General features: G+C 66.1%; 14 protein-coding genes. All 14 read left to right on the top strand.

Annotated features, from left to right (window positions below; genetic code table 11):
- Positions 1 to 182: 182 nt before the first annotated feature.
- On the top strand, positions 183 to 632 hold the full coding sequence (locus JLZ96_RS17325; RefSeq protein WP_235579979.1) for an SAV_6107 family HEPN domain-containing protein: 450 nt from the start codon (positions 183 to 185) through the stop codon (positions 630 to 632).
- Between the two features lie 238 nt (positions 633 to 870).
- Entirely contained in the window at positions 871 to 1,305 is a 435-nt protein-coding gene (locus JLZ96_RS17320; RefSeq protein WP_027497353.1) for a DUF3040 domain-containing protein, read from the top strand.
- A 526-nt stretch (positions 1,306 to 1,831) separates the two neighbouring features.
- Complete coding sequence (gene mraZ / locus JLZ96_RS17315) at positions 1,832 to 2,263, top strand: division/cell wall cluster transcriptional repressor MraZ (RefSeq protein WP_027497352.1); 432 nt, start codon at positions 1,832 to 1,834, stop codon at positions 2,261 to 2,263.
- 219 nt (positions 2,264 to 2,482) lie between these two features.
- Entirely contained in the window at positions 2,483 to 3,523 is a 1,041-nt protein-coding gene (gene rsmH, locus JLZ96_RS17310; protein WP_027497351.1) for a 16S rRNA (cytosine(1402)-N(4))-methyltransferase RsmH, read from the top strand.
- A complete protein-coding gene (locus tag JLZ96_RS17305; RefSeq protein WP_230074472.1) occupies positions 3,520 to 4,302 on the top strand; it encodes a hypothetical protein in 783 nt (260 codons plus the stop codon). Before rsmH ends, JLZ96_RS17305 begins: the two co-directional genes overlap by 4 nt.
- Positions 4,299 to 6,170, top strand: coding sequence for a penicillin-binding protein 2 (locus JLZ96_RS17300; protein ID WP_027497349.1), 1,872 nt, complete (start codon positions 4,299 to 4,301; stop codon positions 6,168 to 6,170). The genes JLZ96_RS17305 and JLZ96_RS17300 overlap by 4 nt, the downstream gene beginning before the upstream one ends.
- A 157-nt stretch (positions 6,171 to 6,327) precedes the next feature.
- Entirely contained in the window at positions 6,328 to 7,929 is a 1,602-nt protein-coding gene (locus JLZ96_RS17295; RefSeq protein ID WP_236254137.1) for a UDP-N-acetylmuramoyl-L-alanyl-D-glutamate--2,6-diaminopimelate ligase, read from the top strand.
- Positions 7,926 to 9,449: a UDP-N-acetylmuramoyl-tripeptide--D-alanyl-D-alanine ligase gene (gene murF, locus JLZ96_RS17290; protein ID WP_201010825.1), complete on the top strand. Its 1,524-nt coding sequence runs from the start codon at positions 7,926 to 7,928 to the stop codon at positions 9,447 to 9,449. The genes JLZ96_RS17295 and murF overlap by 4 nt, the downstream gene beginning before the upstream one ends.
- Entirely contained in the window at positions 9,446 to 10,531 is a 1,086-nt protein-coding gene (gene mraY, locus JLZ96_RS17285; protein WP_032374350.1) for a phospho-N-acetylmuramoyl-pentapeptide-transferase, read from the top strand. The genes murF and mraY overlap by 4 nt, the downstream gene beginning before the upstream one ends.
- Positions 10,532 to 10,534: 3 nt before the next feature.
- Positions 10,535 to 11,995 (top strand): UDP-N-acetylmuramoyl-L-alanine--D-glutamate ligase, encoded by a 1,461-nt coding sequence (murD, locus tag JLZ96_RS17280; protein WP_201010824.1) that lies wholly within the window; start codon positions 10,535 to 10,537, stop codon positions 11,993 to 11,995.
- Positions 11,992 to 13,572, top strand: coding sequence for a putative lipid II flippase FtsW (gene ftsW, locus JLZ96_RS17275; protein ID WP_201010823.1), 1,581 nt, complete (start codon positions 11,992 to 11,994; stop codon positions 13,570 to 13,572). Before murD ends, ftsW begins: the two co-directional genes overlap by 4 nt.
- Positions 13,569 to 14,711, top strand: coding sequence for an undecaprenyldiphospho-muramoylpentapeptide beta-N-acetylglucosaminyltransferase (gene murG, locus JLZ96_RS17270; RefSeq protein WP_201010822.1), 1,143 nt, complete (start codon positions 13,569 to 13,571; stop codon positions 14,709 to 14,711). The genes ftsW and murG overlap by 4 nt, the downstream gene beginning before the upstream one ends.
- 65 nt (positions 14,712 to 14,776) lie before the next feature.
- On the top strand, positions 14,777 to 16,282 hold the full coding sequence (gene murC / locus JLZ96_RS17265; RefSeq protein ID WP_201011018.1) for a UDP-N-acetylmuramate--L-alanine ligase: 1,506 nt from the start codon (positions 14,777 to 14,779) through the stop codon (positions 16,280 to 16,282).
- A gap of 122 nt (positions 16,283 to 16,404) precedes the next feature.
- Entirely contained in the window at positions 16,405 to 17,073 is a 669-nt protein-coding gene (locus JLZ96_RS17260) for a cell division protein FtsQ/DivIB (protein WP_236254136.1), read from the top strand.
- Positions 17,074 to 17,125: the final 52 nt, after the last annotated feature.

The raw sequence follows: 17,125 nt of genomic DNA, 5'->3' as shown, positions 1-17,125 counted from the left end.
GGTGGGCACAGCTATATTGAATGTGTCGAACGGGTGTTCGATGATCGGGGCCGAGCGCGCCGGTGGATCACCTCGACGAACGAGGCGGATTCTTCCGGAGTTCGACTGTAAGGCTTCATCACGGTTCCAGGCGTGTCGGTAGCGCGCCCGGAGATTCGAACTGGAGGTGTTCGAGTATGACGATGACGAAGACATTCGATGTCGGCGTGCGGTCACCGGTGTCGCGTCAGGCGCAGGTCCTGCTCGGTCGAGCCGATGCGTTGCTGTCCGAATCCATCGGTGAGCGCGATGCGGGGGACCGCTTCCTCGGAAGCTACATCGCCGCACTCAAGGGTGCTGCCGCAGTCCTGGCATCGCTGCCCGATTCGATCGGCTCGCGGCCACGTTCGCGCAACGCCTGGGTTCTGATGGCGAAGGCTGCGCCGGATCTGGCGATCTGGTCCGAGTACTTCTCGTCCTTCTCCGCAACCCGCGCGGCAGTCGAGGCGGGTGCCTCGTCCGCTGTCGGAGACGTTGACGCCGACGACTTCTATCGACACGTCAGTCGTTTTCTGAACGCGGTCGAGGACCGGTTGGGCGGTCAGTCGAGGTTCCAGCCTGTCGATCCGATGGCGGCACCGCTGTCCGCATAGCCCGCCGCGTCGATTTTTCGAGTCTGGACGGACGTGAACAGCCACGTCACACGGTGTTCGACAAGTGTTTCCGAGACGTCCGTCTCGAAAACTTGGTCGTTTCTCAGGAACACATAGTGCGAGTAGGTGGTAAGCGGCCGATTCAGCTCGTATCATCGTCAGTAGGTAGCCGCCAAGGTCAGCTTCCCGTCGCTTCTGAACCGAAACGACTCTCATTATCTGTGCAGGGGGAGGTACCGTGCCACTCTCCGAGCACGAGCAGCGCATGCTCGATCAAATCGAGAGCGCTCTCTACGCCGAGGATCCCAAATTCGCGTCCCATGTGAGGGGCGGTCGCGTTCGCGCGGCGTCGAGCAAGAGGCGTTTTCAGGCTGCCGCGTTGTTCGTCGTGGGACTCGTGTTGCTCGTCGCCGGTGTAGCACTGTCGACGAACAGTCTGGGTTTTCTCGTCGTCAGCCTCATCGGCTTTCTCTTCATGTTCGGTGCCGGGGCACTGTTCTTGTTCGGCGGCTCCAAGAAGGGAGCTGCCGCGACCGGCGAAGAAGGTAGCGCAAGCGACCGAGCCGGCACGCAAGGTCGTAGTGCTCAGCCGAAATCGAGCGGTGGCCGCAAGGGCGGCAGCTTCACCTCTCGAATGGAAGACCGTTTTCGTAAGCGGTTCGATCAGGAGTGATATGACTCCGCCGTCCGGATCTCCCTGGGCCTGACGGTCACCCACCACAACTTCACCGATTCGACAGCAGCACCTCACCCTCGGGTGAGGTGCTGCTGTCGTTCCACGACTCTTCGATGCGGCAAGCCTTCCGTAGCCCTGTCGCGCGGCGGACTCGATCGAGTGCGCCCCAGCGACGACGCGGGGCGATCGTTCCCGTGCGGTGGTTCCGGGGTGAACTCCCCACTTCCCCCCACAGCCGCCATTGTCCCCACTTCACCCCACCCAGTCCCCACTTTCAGGGTCCAGCTGCGCTTGTCAGGCGGGTTGTCGCACAAAGTGCCTGCTCGCGACGCCGCGCGCCCCGGGGGATTGCGTCGGCCAGATCAGGGCCGACGTCGAACGCGGCAACCTGAACGGGCAATCTTCTTGCGTCTGAGCTGCGGATATGTGGTTGTCCACAAAGTTTTCGGGCTGTCAATGGTTCGAAGTGGGGGAGAGTGGGGTAAAGTGGTCCGCAGCGGAGAGTCGAGGCTGGAGGTGGCGAGTGTTTCTCGGTACCTACACGCCGAAGCTCGACGACAAGGGTCGACTCACGTTGCCGGCCAAGTTTCGGGACGCGCTTGCGGGAGGTGTCATGGTGAGCAAGGGGCAGGATTTCAGCCTTGCTGTCTACACCGCGGCAGACTTCGCAGAGCGTTCTCGAAAGTTGACGGCGGCCTCTCGTGCCAACCCCAAAGCCCGTGCTTATGTGCGCCAGTTCTTTTCGGGAACCGACGAACAGCGGCCGGACGGACAGGGCCGTATCACCATCAGTCCCGAGCACCGTCGGTATGCGGGACTCGAACGCAACTGCGTGGTGATCGGATCGATGGACTTCATCGAGATCTGGAACGACGAAGCCTGGGCCCGCTACTCCGCCGAGAACGAGCAGGATTTCTCCGACGCGTTCGACGAATCCCTCGGAGGGATCTTGTAGACCACCGAGGCCGGCTGCGAGTGCAGCGAGGCCTCTGCCCGATCAGAACCCTGACGTTCTTCCCCAACGCCAGGTTTCGCAGATCAGGACCCTGACGTTCTTCCCCAACGCCAGGTTCCCTATCGGACAGGGACCTCGAAGCATTCGCACCGGCCGCAATGGACGACCCGCAGGGCCCGGACCCGGGCGAGAAGTACGTATACGCAACCGGGAGGGACCATGACGGAGGGAGCCGGGCCGGACGAGAACGACGCGTCCGCCGACCGCACTCACCGTCGCTCCGGCGGCCCGATCCACGTCCCCGTTCGACTCGAGCGTGCCGACGAGCTTCTCGGGCCCGCAGTGGAATCGGCGGACGACCCCGACACGACTCGGGTCATGATCGACGCCACGCTCGGACTCGGCGGTCACGCCGAACACTTTCTACGGAAGTATCCCGGTCTGCACCTCATCGGACTCGATCGCGATCCTGACGCGCTCGACAAGGCGGGTGCCAGACTGGCCCCGTTCTCGGATCGAACGACTCTGGTGCACACCACATACGAGGGCATTGCCGCCGCCCTCGACGAGGCCGGACTTCCCGCGACCTATTCCGTTCACGCCATCCTGTTCGACCTCGGAGTGTCGTCGATGCAGCTGGACGAGTCGGACCGCGGCTTCGCGTATTCCGTCGATGCACCGCTGGACATGCGGATGAATCCGACGCAGGGCATCACGGCAGCCGACGTGCTCAATACGTACTCGCACGGCGATATCGCTCGCGTGCTCAGCACCTACGGAGAAGAGCGGTTCGCAGGCAAGATCGCGTCCGCAATTCTGCGGCGACGTGAGCACACGCCGTTCACGACGAGCGGCCCGTTGGTCGAATTGCTGTATGCCGCAATACCGGCCGCGACTCGCCGCACCGGTGGGCATCCGGCAAAGCGAACTTTCCAGGCGCTGCGTATCGAGGTCAACGGGGAGCTCGATTCGCTCAAAGCCGCGGTGCCGGCCGGACTCGACGCCTTGGCCGTCGGCGGCCGCGTCGTCTTCATGTCGTATCAGTCGCTCGAAGATCGAGTTGTCAAGCAGGAGTTGGCCCCTCGGATCAAGTCTCGAAGTCCCGAGGGGTTGCCGGTCGAACTTCCCGGGATGGGTCCGGAATTTCGGCTGTTGACCAGAGGTGCGGAACGCGCCTCGGACGAGGAAATCGAAGTCAACCCACGCTCGGCCCCGGTGAGGTTGCGCGCCGCCGAACGGATTGCAAGGAGAGCGGAATGACGGTTCCAGGCACAACTGTTGGAACACAACGCAATCGGGTTCCGGCTACTCGACCCGAGCGGGCCGGCCGCGGTGGTCGGTCCGGAGCCGCATTGCGCGCCTACGAGCGCAGGCAGCAGCGTGCCTCGATACATACGTCGGATTCTGCTCGCGGTTCAGCGGCCTCACTTCGTCCGACGCTCAACGGCAGTGCCATTGCGGCTCGAATCCCGTTCGTAGCCTTGGTCATCGGTCTGCTTGCCCTCGGGCTCGGCTTGACGTTGTTGTTGACGACGCGCTCGGCGGGCGACTCCTACGACCTCAGTGCCGCCAAGGCCGTCAACGCCGAGCTCGCACAACAGCGTGCCTCCTTGCAGCGTGACGTCGAGCTCGCGGAATCTGCGCCCGAGCTCGCGCGCAAAGCCGCCGCGATCGGAATGGTCCCCGCCAAGAACCCCGCCCGCCTCGTCGTAGCCCCCGAGGGCGGTGTGCAGGTCGTCGGCACGCCCGCTCCCGCCGACGGTGCGCCGGTTGCACCCCTCGATCCGCCTCCCGCCACCGGCTCGGGGGAGGGCTCGGTTCCGAGTGCGTCGACACAGAATCCCGCACGACAGTCGGCGCAGTCGCAGACTCCGAGGAGTGCGTCGCAGCCCACCAGGCCGACGGGCGCAGGTGACACCCGTGCCGCCACGCCGAGTGCGCCCAATGGTGCCGGAACTGCCGCGCTTGCTGAACAATTGGTTCCCATGAGCACCCCCTCGGCTCCCGCCCCCGGCGAATCCTCCGGTGACGAGCAGTGACCAGGCCGTCGCCTGCGTCACGTCCCCGGCCCGCAGATCGAGCGCGGCCGGGACGAAAGCGTTTGGACTCGTCCACATTTCGTTTTCGGCACGGTACGGGCCGCATCTTGATGTACGTGGCTTTGGCGGTCGTCGCGGCACAGTTGCTGTGGATTCAAGGATTCGATGCGCCGACACTGTCGGCCGAGTCCGCCTCGCAGCGCACCACCACCCTCGTCGATCCGGCGATGCGCGGCTCGATCCTCGATCGCAACGGAAACCCGATCGCTTTCACCATGGAAGCGAAAGCGCTGACGTTCCAGCCGGTCCGGGTTCGTAGAGAACTCGACGAGGCACGCGCGAAGGATCCGACGAAGCCGGAAACCGACAAGTACCTCGACGACATCGCCGAGCGGATCCACAGCGATCTCGGTGACGTCGTCAGCAAGAAGGATCTGCTCGCGAAACTGAAGAGCAACGACGAATTCACCTATCTGGCACGGGGTGTGGACGCCACCGTGGCGTCGAACATCAGCAAGGAATTCAAGCAGGTCGGGCTCGAACGTCAGGACATCCGCGAGTACCCGGGTGGCTCGCTCGCCGCGAACATCGTCGGGGCCACCGGGTGGGACGGACACGGCCTGCTCGGGCTCGAGGATTCGCTCGACGCCACGCTCGCCGGTACCGACGGATCGCAGACCTACGATCGCGGTTCCGACGGGGCCGTCATTCCCGGCAGCTGGCGCGACAAGCAGCCCGCGGTCAACGGCTCGAACGTGGAACTGACCATCGACGCGGACCTGCAGTACTACGTACAGCAGCAGGTGCAGCTGGCGAAAGATCTGTCCGGGGCCAAGAATGCGTCTGCCTACGTTCAGGATTCGCACACCGGCGAAGTGCTGGCCATGTCGAACGACAACACGTTCAACCCCGGAATCGGCGTCGGAAACAACGAACGGACCAAGGAGATGGGCAATCTGCCCGTCACGACGCCGTTCGAGCCCGGTTCGGTCAACAAGATCATCACTGCTGCAGCCGCTATCGAGTACGGGCTCACCACACCCGACGAGGTGCTGCAGGTACCGGGCAACATCTTCATGTCCGGTGTCTCGGTCCGGGACGCCTGGGAACACGGAGTTGCGCCGTACACCTCCACCGGAGTGTTCGGTAAGTCCTCCAACGTGGGGACTCTGATGCTGGCCCAACGTGTCGGCGAGGATCGGTATGCCGACATGCTGAACAAGTTCGGCCTGGGCCAGCGCAGCGACGTCGGCCTCCCCAATGAGAGCGCAGGCAGCGTGCCCAGCCGCGATCAGTGGTCGGGCGGTACCTTCGCCAACCTGCCGATCGGGCAGGGTCTGTCGATGACGCTCCTGCAGATGACCGGGATGTACCAGGCGATCGCCAACGACGGTGTGCGCATCCCGCCTCGGATCGTCGCGGCAACGGTGGACGCCAACGGCGAACGAACCGAGACACCGCGACCCGACGGGGTGTACGTGGTCAGTCCCGATACGGCCAAGACGGTCCGCAACATGTTCCGGTCGGTCACCCAGGACGACAACGGAAATCAGCGCGGTACCGGAGTCGCCGCGGGCGTCGAGGGCTATCAGATCAGTGGTAAGACCGGCACGGCCCAGCAGGTCGATCCCGAGTGCAAGTGCTACTCGAACTCGAAGTACTGGATCACGTTCGCGGGTATCGCTCCGGCGGACGATCCTCGCTACGTGATCGGGATCATGCTGGACGCGCCGTCCCGCAGCGCCGACGGCTCGGGAGGGCAATCGGCCGCACCGCTGTTCCACAACATCGCCAGCTGGCTGTTGCAGCGCGACAGTGTTCCGATGTCCGCAGACCCGGGCCCCAAGTTGGTTCTTCAGGCCGACTGAGGCCCGAATCTGCCGGCCCGGGAATCGGGGCGGCAGCATGCCGATCACGGTCGCCGGTAATCTGACACATCGGCTCGAGGCGTGTTCGTCGATCAGCCACCGCAGCGTGTTCGAGCTGACGCAGTGTGCGGTGGAAGTACAGAGGAAGGGAGCAGGAGTGACTGTGTCATCGGATTCACAACCCGCTCCGGGGTCTCGGCCGGCGAATCCGCCGCACACCGACGTATCCGACGTGGCGTCCGCTGTCGGTGCAACGATCGAGTGGGGACACCTCGACGGAGTGCAGGTCACCGGAATCGATCTGCGAGCGCAGTCCGTTCGTCCCGGCGATCTCTTCGCCGCGCTACCCGGATCCGCTCGGCACGGAGCCGAGTTCACCGCCGACGCGATCGAGCGGGGTGCAGCGGCGGTCTTCACCGACCCATCCGGTGCCGACATCGTCCGCCGCGTCCTCGCCACCGCCGATCGCCAGGTTCCTGTCCTCGTGCACGACCGACCACGCCAGGTGCTCGGAACCGTGTCCGCCCTCGTGTACGGCAATCCGTCGTCGAAGATGACGGTCGTCGGAATCACCGGCACGTCGGGCAAGACGACGACCGCGTACCTCGTGGAGGCCGGCCTGACAACCGCCGGCCGCCGCTGCGGACTGATCGGCACGATCGAGACCCGTGTAGTGGGCCGGCACGTACCGAGCGCTCTCACCACCCCCGAGGCTCCGCAGTTGCATGCGCTCTTCGCCGTCATGGTCGAGGCCGGAGTCGACACCGTGGTGATGGAAGTGTCCTCACATGCGTTGTCCCTCGGCCGAGTCGACGGCACCGACTTCGCGGTCGGCGCGTTCACCAACCTGTCCCAGGATCATCTCGACTTCCACGACTCGCTCGAGGACTACTTTCTGGCCAAGAGCCGGCTGTTCGGGGTCGATTCGCCGGTACGGGCAGACACAGCGGTCGTGTGCGTCGACGATGCCTGGGGCGTGCGGATGGCCGATATCGCCCGGTCGGCCGGATCCACGGTCGTCACGGTGTCCACCGGTGCCGACTCGCAGTGGACCGTCTCCGAGTGGGCCAAGCACGACGACGGAACGCAGTCGTTCACCGTTGCCGATCCGAACGGAACGTCGTCGCCGGTGTCGGTACGTCTGCCGGGTCGCTACAACGTCGCCAACGCCGTGCTCGCGCTCGCGACCTGCGAAGCGGCAGGAGTGGATGCCGCGACGGCGGCGCCCGGAATCGCGACCGTCGACGTGCCCGGTCGAGTGCAACGAATCGATCGTGGCCAGGACTTCCTCGCAGTGGTCGACTACGCCCACAAGCCCGCTGCGGTCGAAGCGGTGCTGGCGACTCTGCGAGAGTCGTCCCGTGGACGTATCGCAGTCGTGTTGGGTGCCGGCGGGGATCGAGACACCGCCAAGCGCCCTCTGATGGGTGCGGCCGGAGCGCGCGGTGCCGATCTGCTCGTGGTGACCGACGACAATCCGCGCAGTGAGGATCCGGCAGCGATACGGCATGCCGTCGAAGACGGTGCACTGTCGGTGCCCGACGACGCTCGTGGCGAAGTACGAAATGTCGAAGGCCGCGCAGCGGCGATAGAACAAGCCGTGGCGTGGGCACGTGAGGGGGACGTTGTGTTGATCGCAGGTAAAGGACACGAGACGGGTCAGGAGGTGGCGGGGGTGAAGTATCCGTTCGACGACCGAGTGGTACTCGCATCGGCCATCGATGCACGACTGGTCACCACGAGCGCAGGCGCACGGTGATACCGCTCTCGATCGCTCGCATCGCCGAGATCGTCGGCGGCGAACTGCACGACGTGGCGGACCCGACGGTGCTGGTTGCCGGGCCGGTGGAGTTCGACTCACGCAAGGTCACACCCGGCAGTGTCTTTCTCGCCCTGCCCGGTGCCAAAGTGGACGGCCACGAGCACGCGGCCGACGCCGTGGCCGCAGGCGCTGCTGTCGTTCTCGCGGCGCGTCCGGTGGGCGTCCCGGCTGTCGTCGTTCGGCCGGCGCCGCACTCGAGCCGTGCGATGGCACTGGAACACGACCCGGAGGGGGCCGGCGCTGCGGTGCTGACCGCGCTCGGTGCGTTGGCCCGGGAATCGGTGCTCGAACTGACCGCGCGCCACGACCTGACCGTGGTGGGCGTGACGGGGTCGTCGGGCAAGACGTCGACGAAGGATCTCATCTCGGCGGTGCTGCGTCCGCTCGGATCCGTGGTGGCCCCACCCGGATCGTTCAACAACGAACTCGGGCATCCATGGACTGCTCTGCGGGCCGACGCCGATACCGACTTCCTCGCCCTCGAGCTGTCCGCCCGGGGAATCGGCCACATCGCCGAACTCGCCAGGCTTGCGCCGCCGCGGATCGGGGTGGTCCTCAACGTCGGAACCGCGCACCTGGGCGAGTTCGGTTCACGTGCCGCCATTGCGCTGGCCAAGGGTGAACTGGTCGAGGCACTGCCCGCTGCTGCGGACGGCGGCGTGGCGATCCTCAACATCGACGATCGTCTGGTCGCCGAGATGGCGACACGCACGAAGGCGGCCGTCGTCACCGTCGGACTCAACGCGGACGCCGACGTCCGGGCTGTCGACGTCGTGGTCGACACCGATGCGCGGGCGTCGTTCACGCTCGTGTGTGCTGCAGGCACGGCGCACATCACCCTGGCGGTGCACGGTGAACATCAGGTGGGCAACGCCCTGGCTGCCGCGGCCGTCGCGCTCGAGTGCGGGGCCGGCGTGGCCCAGGTTGCCGAAGCGCTCTCGACCGCGGTACCCACCTCGATCCGCCGGATGGATGTACGCACCCGCGCGGACGGGGTCACCGTCATCAACGACTCGTACAACGCGAATCCCGATTCGATGCGGGCCGCCCTCAAGGCGCTGGTGTCGATGTCGAGGCGAGACGACGGGCCGAAGCGGCGCAGTTGGGCGGTGCTGGGGGAGATGGGCGAGCTCGGCGGCGAATCGGTGGTGGAGCACGATGCGATCGGTCGGCTCGCCGTCCGCCTGGACGTCGATCGGTTGATCATCGTCGATTCGGGTCGGCCCACGCGTGCGCTCCATCAGGGTGCCGTCATGGAAGGGTCCTGGGGCGAGGAATCGATGCTCGTACCCGATCGCGAGACCGCCATCGCCGTGCTCGAGGACGAGGTTAGCGCCGGCGACATCGTTCTGGTCAAGGCCTCGCAGTCGGGCGCGATGTGGACCGTTGCCGAGGCCTTGTTGGCCGAACCGTCGGCCGGCGCCCTGTTGGCCGAACCGTCGGAGGGCGAGCAGTGAGACAGATCCTGTTCGCCGGAGGGATCGCACTTGCAGTCGCAATTCTGCTGACTCCCGTGCTCATCAAGACCTTCTCGAAACAGGGCTTCGGCCAGGAGATCCGGGTCGAGGGCCCGGCGAGTCATCAGTCCAAGCGCGGTACTCCCACCATGGGCGGCGTGGCGATCCTGGTCGGGATCTGGGCCGGCTACTGGGGCTCGCACCTGATCGGCATCGGATACGACGCCGAGGGGCCGTCGGCCTCGGCTCTACTCGTACTCGGCCTGACCACCGTGCTCGGCCTCGTCGGCTTTCTCGACGACTTCATCAAGATTCGTAAACAGCGCAACCTCGGTCTGAACGCCACCGGCAAATACGTCGGCCAGATCACCGCGGCGGTGCTGTTCGCCATCCTGGTCCTGCAGTTTCGCAGTGACGACGGATTGACTCCGGGCAGCACTCAACTGTCGTATGTGCGCGACATCGCAACGTGGTCGATGTCGGCTGCTGTCTTCGTGTTCTTCGTCTGTCTGCTGGTGATCGCGTGGTCCAACTCGGTCAATCTCACCGACGGCCTCGACGGCCTGGCGGCCGGGTCCATGACATTGGTCCTCGGGGCGTACACCGTCATCACCTTCTGGCAGTACCGGCAGGCGTGTGCAGGACCGGCCGGTCCTGCGCCGGGTTGCTACGACGTACGCGACCCTCTCGACCTGGCCCTGGTGTGCGCGTCGGCGGCCGGTGCCTGCATCGGTTTCCTGTGGTGGAACGCCGCGCCCGCCAAGATCTTCATGGGCGATACCGGATCCCTCGCTCTGGGCGGCCTGATCGCAGGACTCTCCGTGGTCACCAAGACCGAACTGATCATGGTGGTCATCGGCGCGTTGTTCGTCGCCGAAGCAGCGTCGGTCGTCATCCAGGTCGCAGTGTTCCGGTCGAGTCGGCGACGCGTGTTCCGAATGGCCCCGTTCCATCACCACTTCGAGTTGGCCGGTTGGGCCGAGACGACGGTCATCATCAGGTTCTGGTTGCTCGCCGCGATCGCCTCGGCCGTCGGCTTGGCACTGTTCTACAGCGAATACCTCGCGGCTGTGGGCGGCTAAGCGATGACCGAAGCCTCGACCGATCTGTCCTGGTTGCGCGGTAGTTCGGTGCTGGTCACCGGTGCGCGCATCTCCGGGCTGGCCGTCGTACGCCCACTGCTGGACCTCGGCGCACTCGTGACCGTCACCGACTCGAACCGAGCTGCGCTCGACGAGGCGTCGGCGCTCGGTGCTGCCGTGGTGGTTCAGGACGATCTGCTCGCCGATCCGGACGCGATCGCGGCCTTTGCGCTCGTCGTCACCAGTCCCGGGTTCCGGCCGGACTCTCCGGTGCTGTCTGCGGCCGCCGACCACGACGTCCCGGTGTGGGGCGACGTGGAGTTCTCGTGGCATCTCGACCGCGCCGAGGTGTACGGCCCGCGCGCTCGTTGGCTGGTGGTCACCGGTACGAACGGTAAGACGACCACCACCTCGATGCTCGCGTCGATCCTCGACGCTGCCGGAATCGACTCCGTCGCCTGCGGAAACATCGGCCTCCCCATCGCCGACGCGTTGCGCGGTGCCCCGCATCCCCGTGTCCTCGCGGTCGAGCTGTCGTCCTTCCAGTTGTTCTGGGCACCGTCGGTCCGTCCCGCGGCGGGGGTGGTGCTCAACATCGCCGAGGATCACCTGGATTGGCACGGGGGCATGGACGGGTATGTCCAGGCCAAGGCGCGCGCGTTGGGCGGGGACGTCGGGGTCGTGGGACTCGACGACGCGGTGGCTGCCGGTCTGCGAGTGGGGGCACCGGCAGCGACCGTCGTCGGTTTCCGGCTGGGTGATCCCGCCGCGGGCGAGCTGGGAGTGCGGGCGGGAATGCTCGTCGACCGTGCGTTCGGGGATGACGTCGAGTTGCTCCGGGACGACGAGGTGGAACCGAGTGGCCCGTCCGGTGTGCTCGACGCGTTGGCCGCGGCTGCGTTGGCGCGATCGATCGGTGTCGACGCCGAGGCCGTCCGAAACGGATTGCGGACGTACCGGGTGGGACCGCATCGGGCCGCAGTGGTGCGTGAGCTCGGTGGGGTGACGTTCGTCGACGATTCCAAGGCGACGAATCCGCATGCCGCGCGTTCGTCGATCCTCGCGCACGATCGGGTCGTGTGGATCGCGGGCGGGTTGTTGAAGGGTGCGGTGATCGACGATTTGGTCGTCGAGATCGCGGATCGGCTCGTGGCTGCGGTGTTGTTGGGCCGCGATGGGATGCAGATCGCAGAGGCTTTGGCGCGACACGCCCCCGATGTTCCGGTCGTCAGGCTCCCTTCGGGAGACGATGCTGGTGTGACTCATGAGGCTGAAGATGCAGATGCGGTTATGCGAGCGGCCGTCGACCACGCTGCGGGGTTCGCCGCCTCCGGCGATACCGTCCTGCTGGCCCCCGCGGCTGCGTCGTTGGACATGTTCGTCGATTACGGCCACCGCGGCCGAAGCTTCGCCGAGTCCGTCGAGCGCCTCGACATCGCCGCCCTCGGATCGCCGCGATCGTGACTACCGCAGCTCGACCGGCGCGTCCACCTCGTCGCACCACCACGCCGCGCACCCGAATCGGACTGTGGTTCGGTCGGCCGCTGGCGTCGTTCCACCTCATCGTCACGATCGCGGTGCTGCTCACCGTGCTCGGACTGGTGATGGTGCTGTCGGCGTCGTCGGCCGAATCGTTCGCAGCCGACGAGTCCGGCTACGCGCTGTTCACGCAACAGCTGATCGGTGTCGCACTGGGTGTGGTCGCGTTCTATGCGGCGCTTCGGCTGCCGGTGCGATACCTGCGCAAATTGTCGTTCCCGCTCTTCCTGGTCTCGATCACGATGTTGATGCTGGTGTTGATCCCCGGTATCGGTGCCGAGCGTCAGGGCGCACGGCGTTGGTTCGACTTCGGTGTCGTCTCGTTCCAGCCGTCCGAGCTGGCGAAGGTCGCGTTGGTTCTGTGGGGAGCGCACCTGCTGGCCTCCCGTCGCAGCGAGCACGGCAACATCAAGTCACTGCTGGTGCCGTTGCTGCCTGCGGGCCTGCTCATGTGTCTGCTCGTCGTGCTCCAGCCCAACCTCAGTACCGCGATCGCCCTGGGCATCATTCTCGTTGCACTGCTGTGGTTCGCCGGCCTCAACGCCCGGCTGTTCGGAGCAGTCCTGGTGACCGGTTTGGCTCTGGCGACCGTGCTCGCGTTCACCGCCGGCTACCGCTCGAACCGCGTCAAGGCCTGGCTCAACCCGGGGGAGGACACCCAGGGTCTGTCGTATCAGTCCACCCAGGCCAAGTACTCCTTGGCCGACGGCGGACTGTTCGGTCGCGGATTGGGACAGAGTCGCGCGAAATGGAGCTACCTCCCCAACGCGCACAACGACTTCATCTTCGCGATCATCGGCGAGGAGCTCGGCATGATCGGCTGCCTTGCCGTCATCGGATTGTTCGGTCTCTTCGTCTACACCGGCCTACGCATCGCGATGCGGTCGGTCGATCCGTTCCTGCGTCTGTTGACTGCAGGCGCAACGTGCTGGGTGTTCGGTCAGGCCATGATCAACATCGGTTATGTGGTCGGGCTGCTGCCGGTGACCGGTCTGCAGCTTCCGCTGGTGTCCTACGGCGGTACGTCCACGGCCATCACGCTGTTGATGTTCGGGATCATCGCCAGTGCGGCCCGACACGAACCGGAAGCCATCGCCGCACTGCACGCCGGGCAAGAGGGTCGTATAGCCCGAGCTCTGAGATTGCCGCTGCCTGCTGTCTTCTCACCGAAGCGGGCCGCGATGGCACGCTCCAAATCGACTCGGCCCACGTTGGCGGCGCAGGATCGCACACGTCTCGAGTCCCGCAAGAACAATGACGGCCGCGGGGCACGGTCACCCGAGCCCGGACGTACCCGGGTGTCGAGTTCACGGGTGGACACGGCCGGCCCCAACGGGTCGGTCAGGAACGCACCCCGTGGCCACGCCCGCCGTGCCGAGCCCCAACGCCGAGACACCGGCAGCGGGTACGCCGCCGGACCTCGGTCGCCGTATCGGCCGCGTCCGGAACCGCAACCCGGTCGTCCGCCGGTCCGCTCGGGTGAGCGAGGATATCGACGGTGAAGCAGACATCGAGGCCGATATCCGTGGTGGTGGCCGGAGGCGGAACCGCCGGACACATCGAGCCCGCGCTCGCCGTGGCCGACGCCCTACGCGAGCTCGACCCCACCGTCACCGTCACCGCCCTCGGCAGCAGCCGGGGGCTCGAAACGACACTGGTACCCGCCCGCGGCTACGCGCTGGAACTGATACCGCCCGTGCCGCTGCCTCGCAAGCCCACTCTCGACCTGGTGAAGTTACCGGTTCGGGTCGCACGGTCGGTGCGTCGAACCCGGGAGATCTTCGCTGCGGTCGAGGCCGATGTGCTGGTCGGCTTCGGCGGCTACGTCGCGCTTCCTGCGTATCTCGCTGCCCGCGGTCGTCTTCTCGGTCGCGGCGGCCGTATTCCGGTGATCATTCACGAGGCCAATGCCCGCGCCGGCATCGCGAACAAGGTCGGTGCACGCAGCGCCGAACGAGTCCTTGCCGCCGTCGCCGGATCTGGTATCTCTGCACCGGGGTCCGAGGATGCAGAAGTCATCGGAATTCCGGTGCGGCCCACCATCACCGGTCTCGACCGTGCGGCGATGCGGTCGCAGGCTCGCGCTCATTTCGGTCTGCCCGAACACGGGCCGGTGCTGCTGGTGTTCGGCGGTTCACAGGGCGCGCGTTCACTCAACGACGCAGTGTCCGGAGCAGCGGCCGCCCTTGCCGCCGCCGGCATCTCGGTTCTGCACGCACACGGTCCCAAGAACACACTCGACGTGGAGCAGAGCAATCCGGATGCTCCGTACGTCGCAGTGCCCTACATCGACCGGATGGACCTGGCCTACGCGGCGGCCGACCTCGCGATCTGCCGGTCCGGCGCCATGACGGTCGCCGAAGTCTCCGCGACCGGGCTTCCTGCCGTGTACGTGCCTCTATCGCACGGCAACGGTGAGCAGGAGCTCAATGCCCGTCCCGTCGTCGACGCCGGAGGTGGCATCCTGGTAGCCGACGCGACGCTGAGCGCGCAGTACGTGACCGACACGGTCGTCGCTTTGGTGGCCGACACCGAGCGCATCGCCGCGATGTCCCGTGCTGCGGCAGGAGCCGGTCACAAGGGTGCTGCGGCTGCCGTCGCGCAGATCGTGCTCGATACCGCGCACGCGGCGCGGCGCTGAACCGGGCGGCGGCGAGAATGCCACAGAACGAGGGAGACGTCCGCGTGACAACTGAGGGTGCGGCGATGTCGGAGTTGCCGGCAGAGCTCGGACGGGTGCACATGGTGGGAATCGGCGGTGCCGGGATGTCCGGGATCGCACGCATTCTGCTGGCGCGTGGTGGTCAGGTGTCCGGATCGGATGCCAAGGAATCACGCGGGGTGTTGGCGCTGCGAGCCCGCGGTGCGCTGGTGCGAATCGGGCACGATGCAAGCGCGCTGGACATGATCGACGGCGGCCCCACCGTGGTCGTGACGACCCACGCGGCCATACCCAAGACCAACCCCGAACTCGTCGAGGCTCGCGATCGCGGGATTCCGGTGGTGTTGCGGCCGGCCGTCCTCGCGTCGTTGATGGAGGGATACCGCACCTTGCTGGTGTCGGGCACGCACGGCAAGACGTCGACCACATCGATGTTGGTCGTCGCACTGCAGCACTGTGGGTTCGACCCGTCGTTCGCCGTCGGCGGTGAGCTCAACGAGGCCGGCACCAACGCGCATCACGGCAGTGGCGACGTCTTCGTCGCCGAGGCGGACGAGAGTGACGGTTCGCTGTTGCAGTACTCGGCGAACGTGATCATCGTGACGAACATCGAGGCCGATCATCTCGATTTCTTCGGTACGACCGAGGCCTACGTGAAGGTGTTCGACGATTTCGCCGCGCTGCTGCACCCGGGCGGTGTGCTGGTGGCATGCATGGACGATCCGGGTTCGGCAGCTCTGGCCCGCCGCGTGGTCGAGAAGAATCTCCCCGGAGTGACGGTGCTCGGCTACGGGTCGTCCGACGTCGACGCCGGACCGGTGGAGATGGCCGTTCGTCTGTTGGCCTGGGAGCCCGAGGACATCGGCGGCGTCGCGCAGTTGCAGATCGCCGGTGAGGACTCTGCCCGCACGGTTCGGCTGGGAGTACCGGGACGGCACACCGCCCTCAACGCCCTGGCGGCGTTCGTGGCTGCCCGCCAGGTGGGCGCGGGCGTCGAGGAGTTGCTGGCCGGGCTGACCGGATTCGGGGGAGTGCACCGGCGGTTCCAGTTCACCGGACGCGAGCACGGAGTACGAGTGTTCGACGACTACGCCCATCACCCCACCGAGGTGCGGGCCGTGCTGACCGCTGCGCAGGCGTTGGTCGCGGGTCAAGCACTGGAGGGTGGCGAGCGGGCGCGGGTCGTGGTGGTGTTCCAACCGCATCTGTACTCGCGCACTGCGACGTTCGCCGAGGAATTCGGTACCGCACTGTCGTTGGCCGACGAGATCGTGGTGCTCGACGTCTACGGCGCTCGCGAGGAACCCCTGCCCGGTGTGACCGGGGCCTTGGTCGCAGCGTCGGTGACCAAACCGGTGAACTACCAACCGGATCTGTCGTTGGTCGCCAAGCAGGTGGCCAATCTCAGTCGTCCCGGCGACGTGGTGATCACGATGGGTGCGGGCGACGTGACCATGCTCGGCGGGCCCATTCTCGACGCCCTTCGTTCCAAAACCGATTTCGGTGCCACGACCGGCCGCGCGGTACCGAAGGATCGGCCGTCGACGTGACTCGTCGGTCCGATCGAGACCGAGCTTCCAGATCGGAACCCGTTGCCGGGCAGGGTGATTCGACGTCGTCGGTCGCAGACAGGCAAGCTCGCGCGCAGGCCAGGGAAGAAGAGCGCGCTCGCGTGAAACGGTCACGCCGTCGCGCGGTGCTTGCCGTCGTGGCGGTTGTCGCAGTGATCGTCGGGTCGGCATTACTGGTCTACTTCACGCCGCTGCTGTCGGTTCGGACGATTTCGGTCGTGGGAGCCTCGTCGGTGTCCGAACAGGAGATCCTCGACCGACTCGAGGTGCCGACCGGCCTGCCGCTGGTCCGGGTCGACGCCGCGGCCGCGGCCCAGCGTGTTGCATCGATACCGGAGCTGGCATCGGTTCGGGTGCAACGGAAATACCCGTCCACCGTGCAGGTGACCGTCGAAGAACGTGTGCCGGTGGCGTTCGTCGATTCTCCCGACGGCACTCACTTGCTCGATGCGACCGGCGTGGACTTCGCTGTCGCACCGCCTCCGCCCGGGGTGGTCCGACTGGTGACCGACAATCCTGTCTTCGGCGATCCGGTGACGAAAGATGCACTGGCTGTGCTCGATTCGCTGCCGCCGCTGATTCGAGGTCAGGTCGGCGAAGTGCGCGCGAGCACGCTGTCCGACATCTCGATCCTGCTGTTGGACGGGCGTACCGTCGTGTGGGGGAACAAGAACAACTCGGAGCGCAAGGGGGCGGTGGCGATCGCGCTGCTGTCGCAACCGGGTCAGATTTTCGACGTGTCCAGTCCCGATCTTCCGACCACGAAATAGCAACGGGTCCGAAAGGCTCATATTTTCGGCGCGGCATCGGCGCGCCTAATGG

This window comes from Rhodococcus sp. NKCM2511, from assembly GCF_014905595.1.
GTDB lineage: Bacteria > Actinomycetota > Actinomycetes > Mycobacteriales > Mycobacteriaceae > Rhodococcoides > Rhodococcoides fascians.
Note: the sequence above shows the minus strand (reverse complement) of the source record. Positions and strands in the feature narration are given on the sequence as shown.

Coding starts and splice junctions, on each gene's coding strand:
- JLZ96_RS17325 (WP_235579979.1), top strand. CDS start 183: ATGACGAAGACATTCGATGTCGGCGTGCGGTCACCGGTGTCGCGTCAG.
- rsmH (WP_027497351.1), top strand. CDS start 2,483: ATGACGGAGGGAGCCGGGCCGGACGAGAACGACGCGTCCGCCGACCGC.
- JLZ96_RS17305 (WP_230074472.1), top strand. CDS start 3,520: ATGACGGTTCCAGGCACAACTGTTGGAACACAACGCAATCGGGTTCCG.
- murD (WP_201010824.1), top strand. CDS start 10,535: ATGACCGAAGCCTCGACCGATCTGTCCTGGTTGCGCGGTAGTTCGGTG.
- murC (WP_201011018.1), top strand. CDS start 14,777: ATGTCGGAGTTGCCGGCAGAGCTCGGACGGGTGCACATGGTGGGAATC.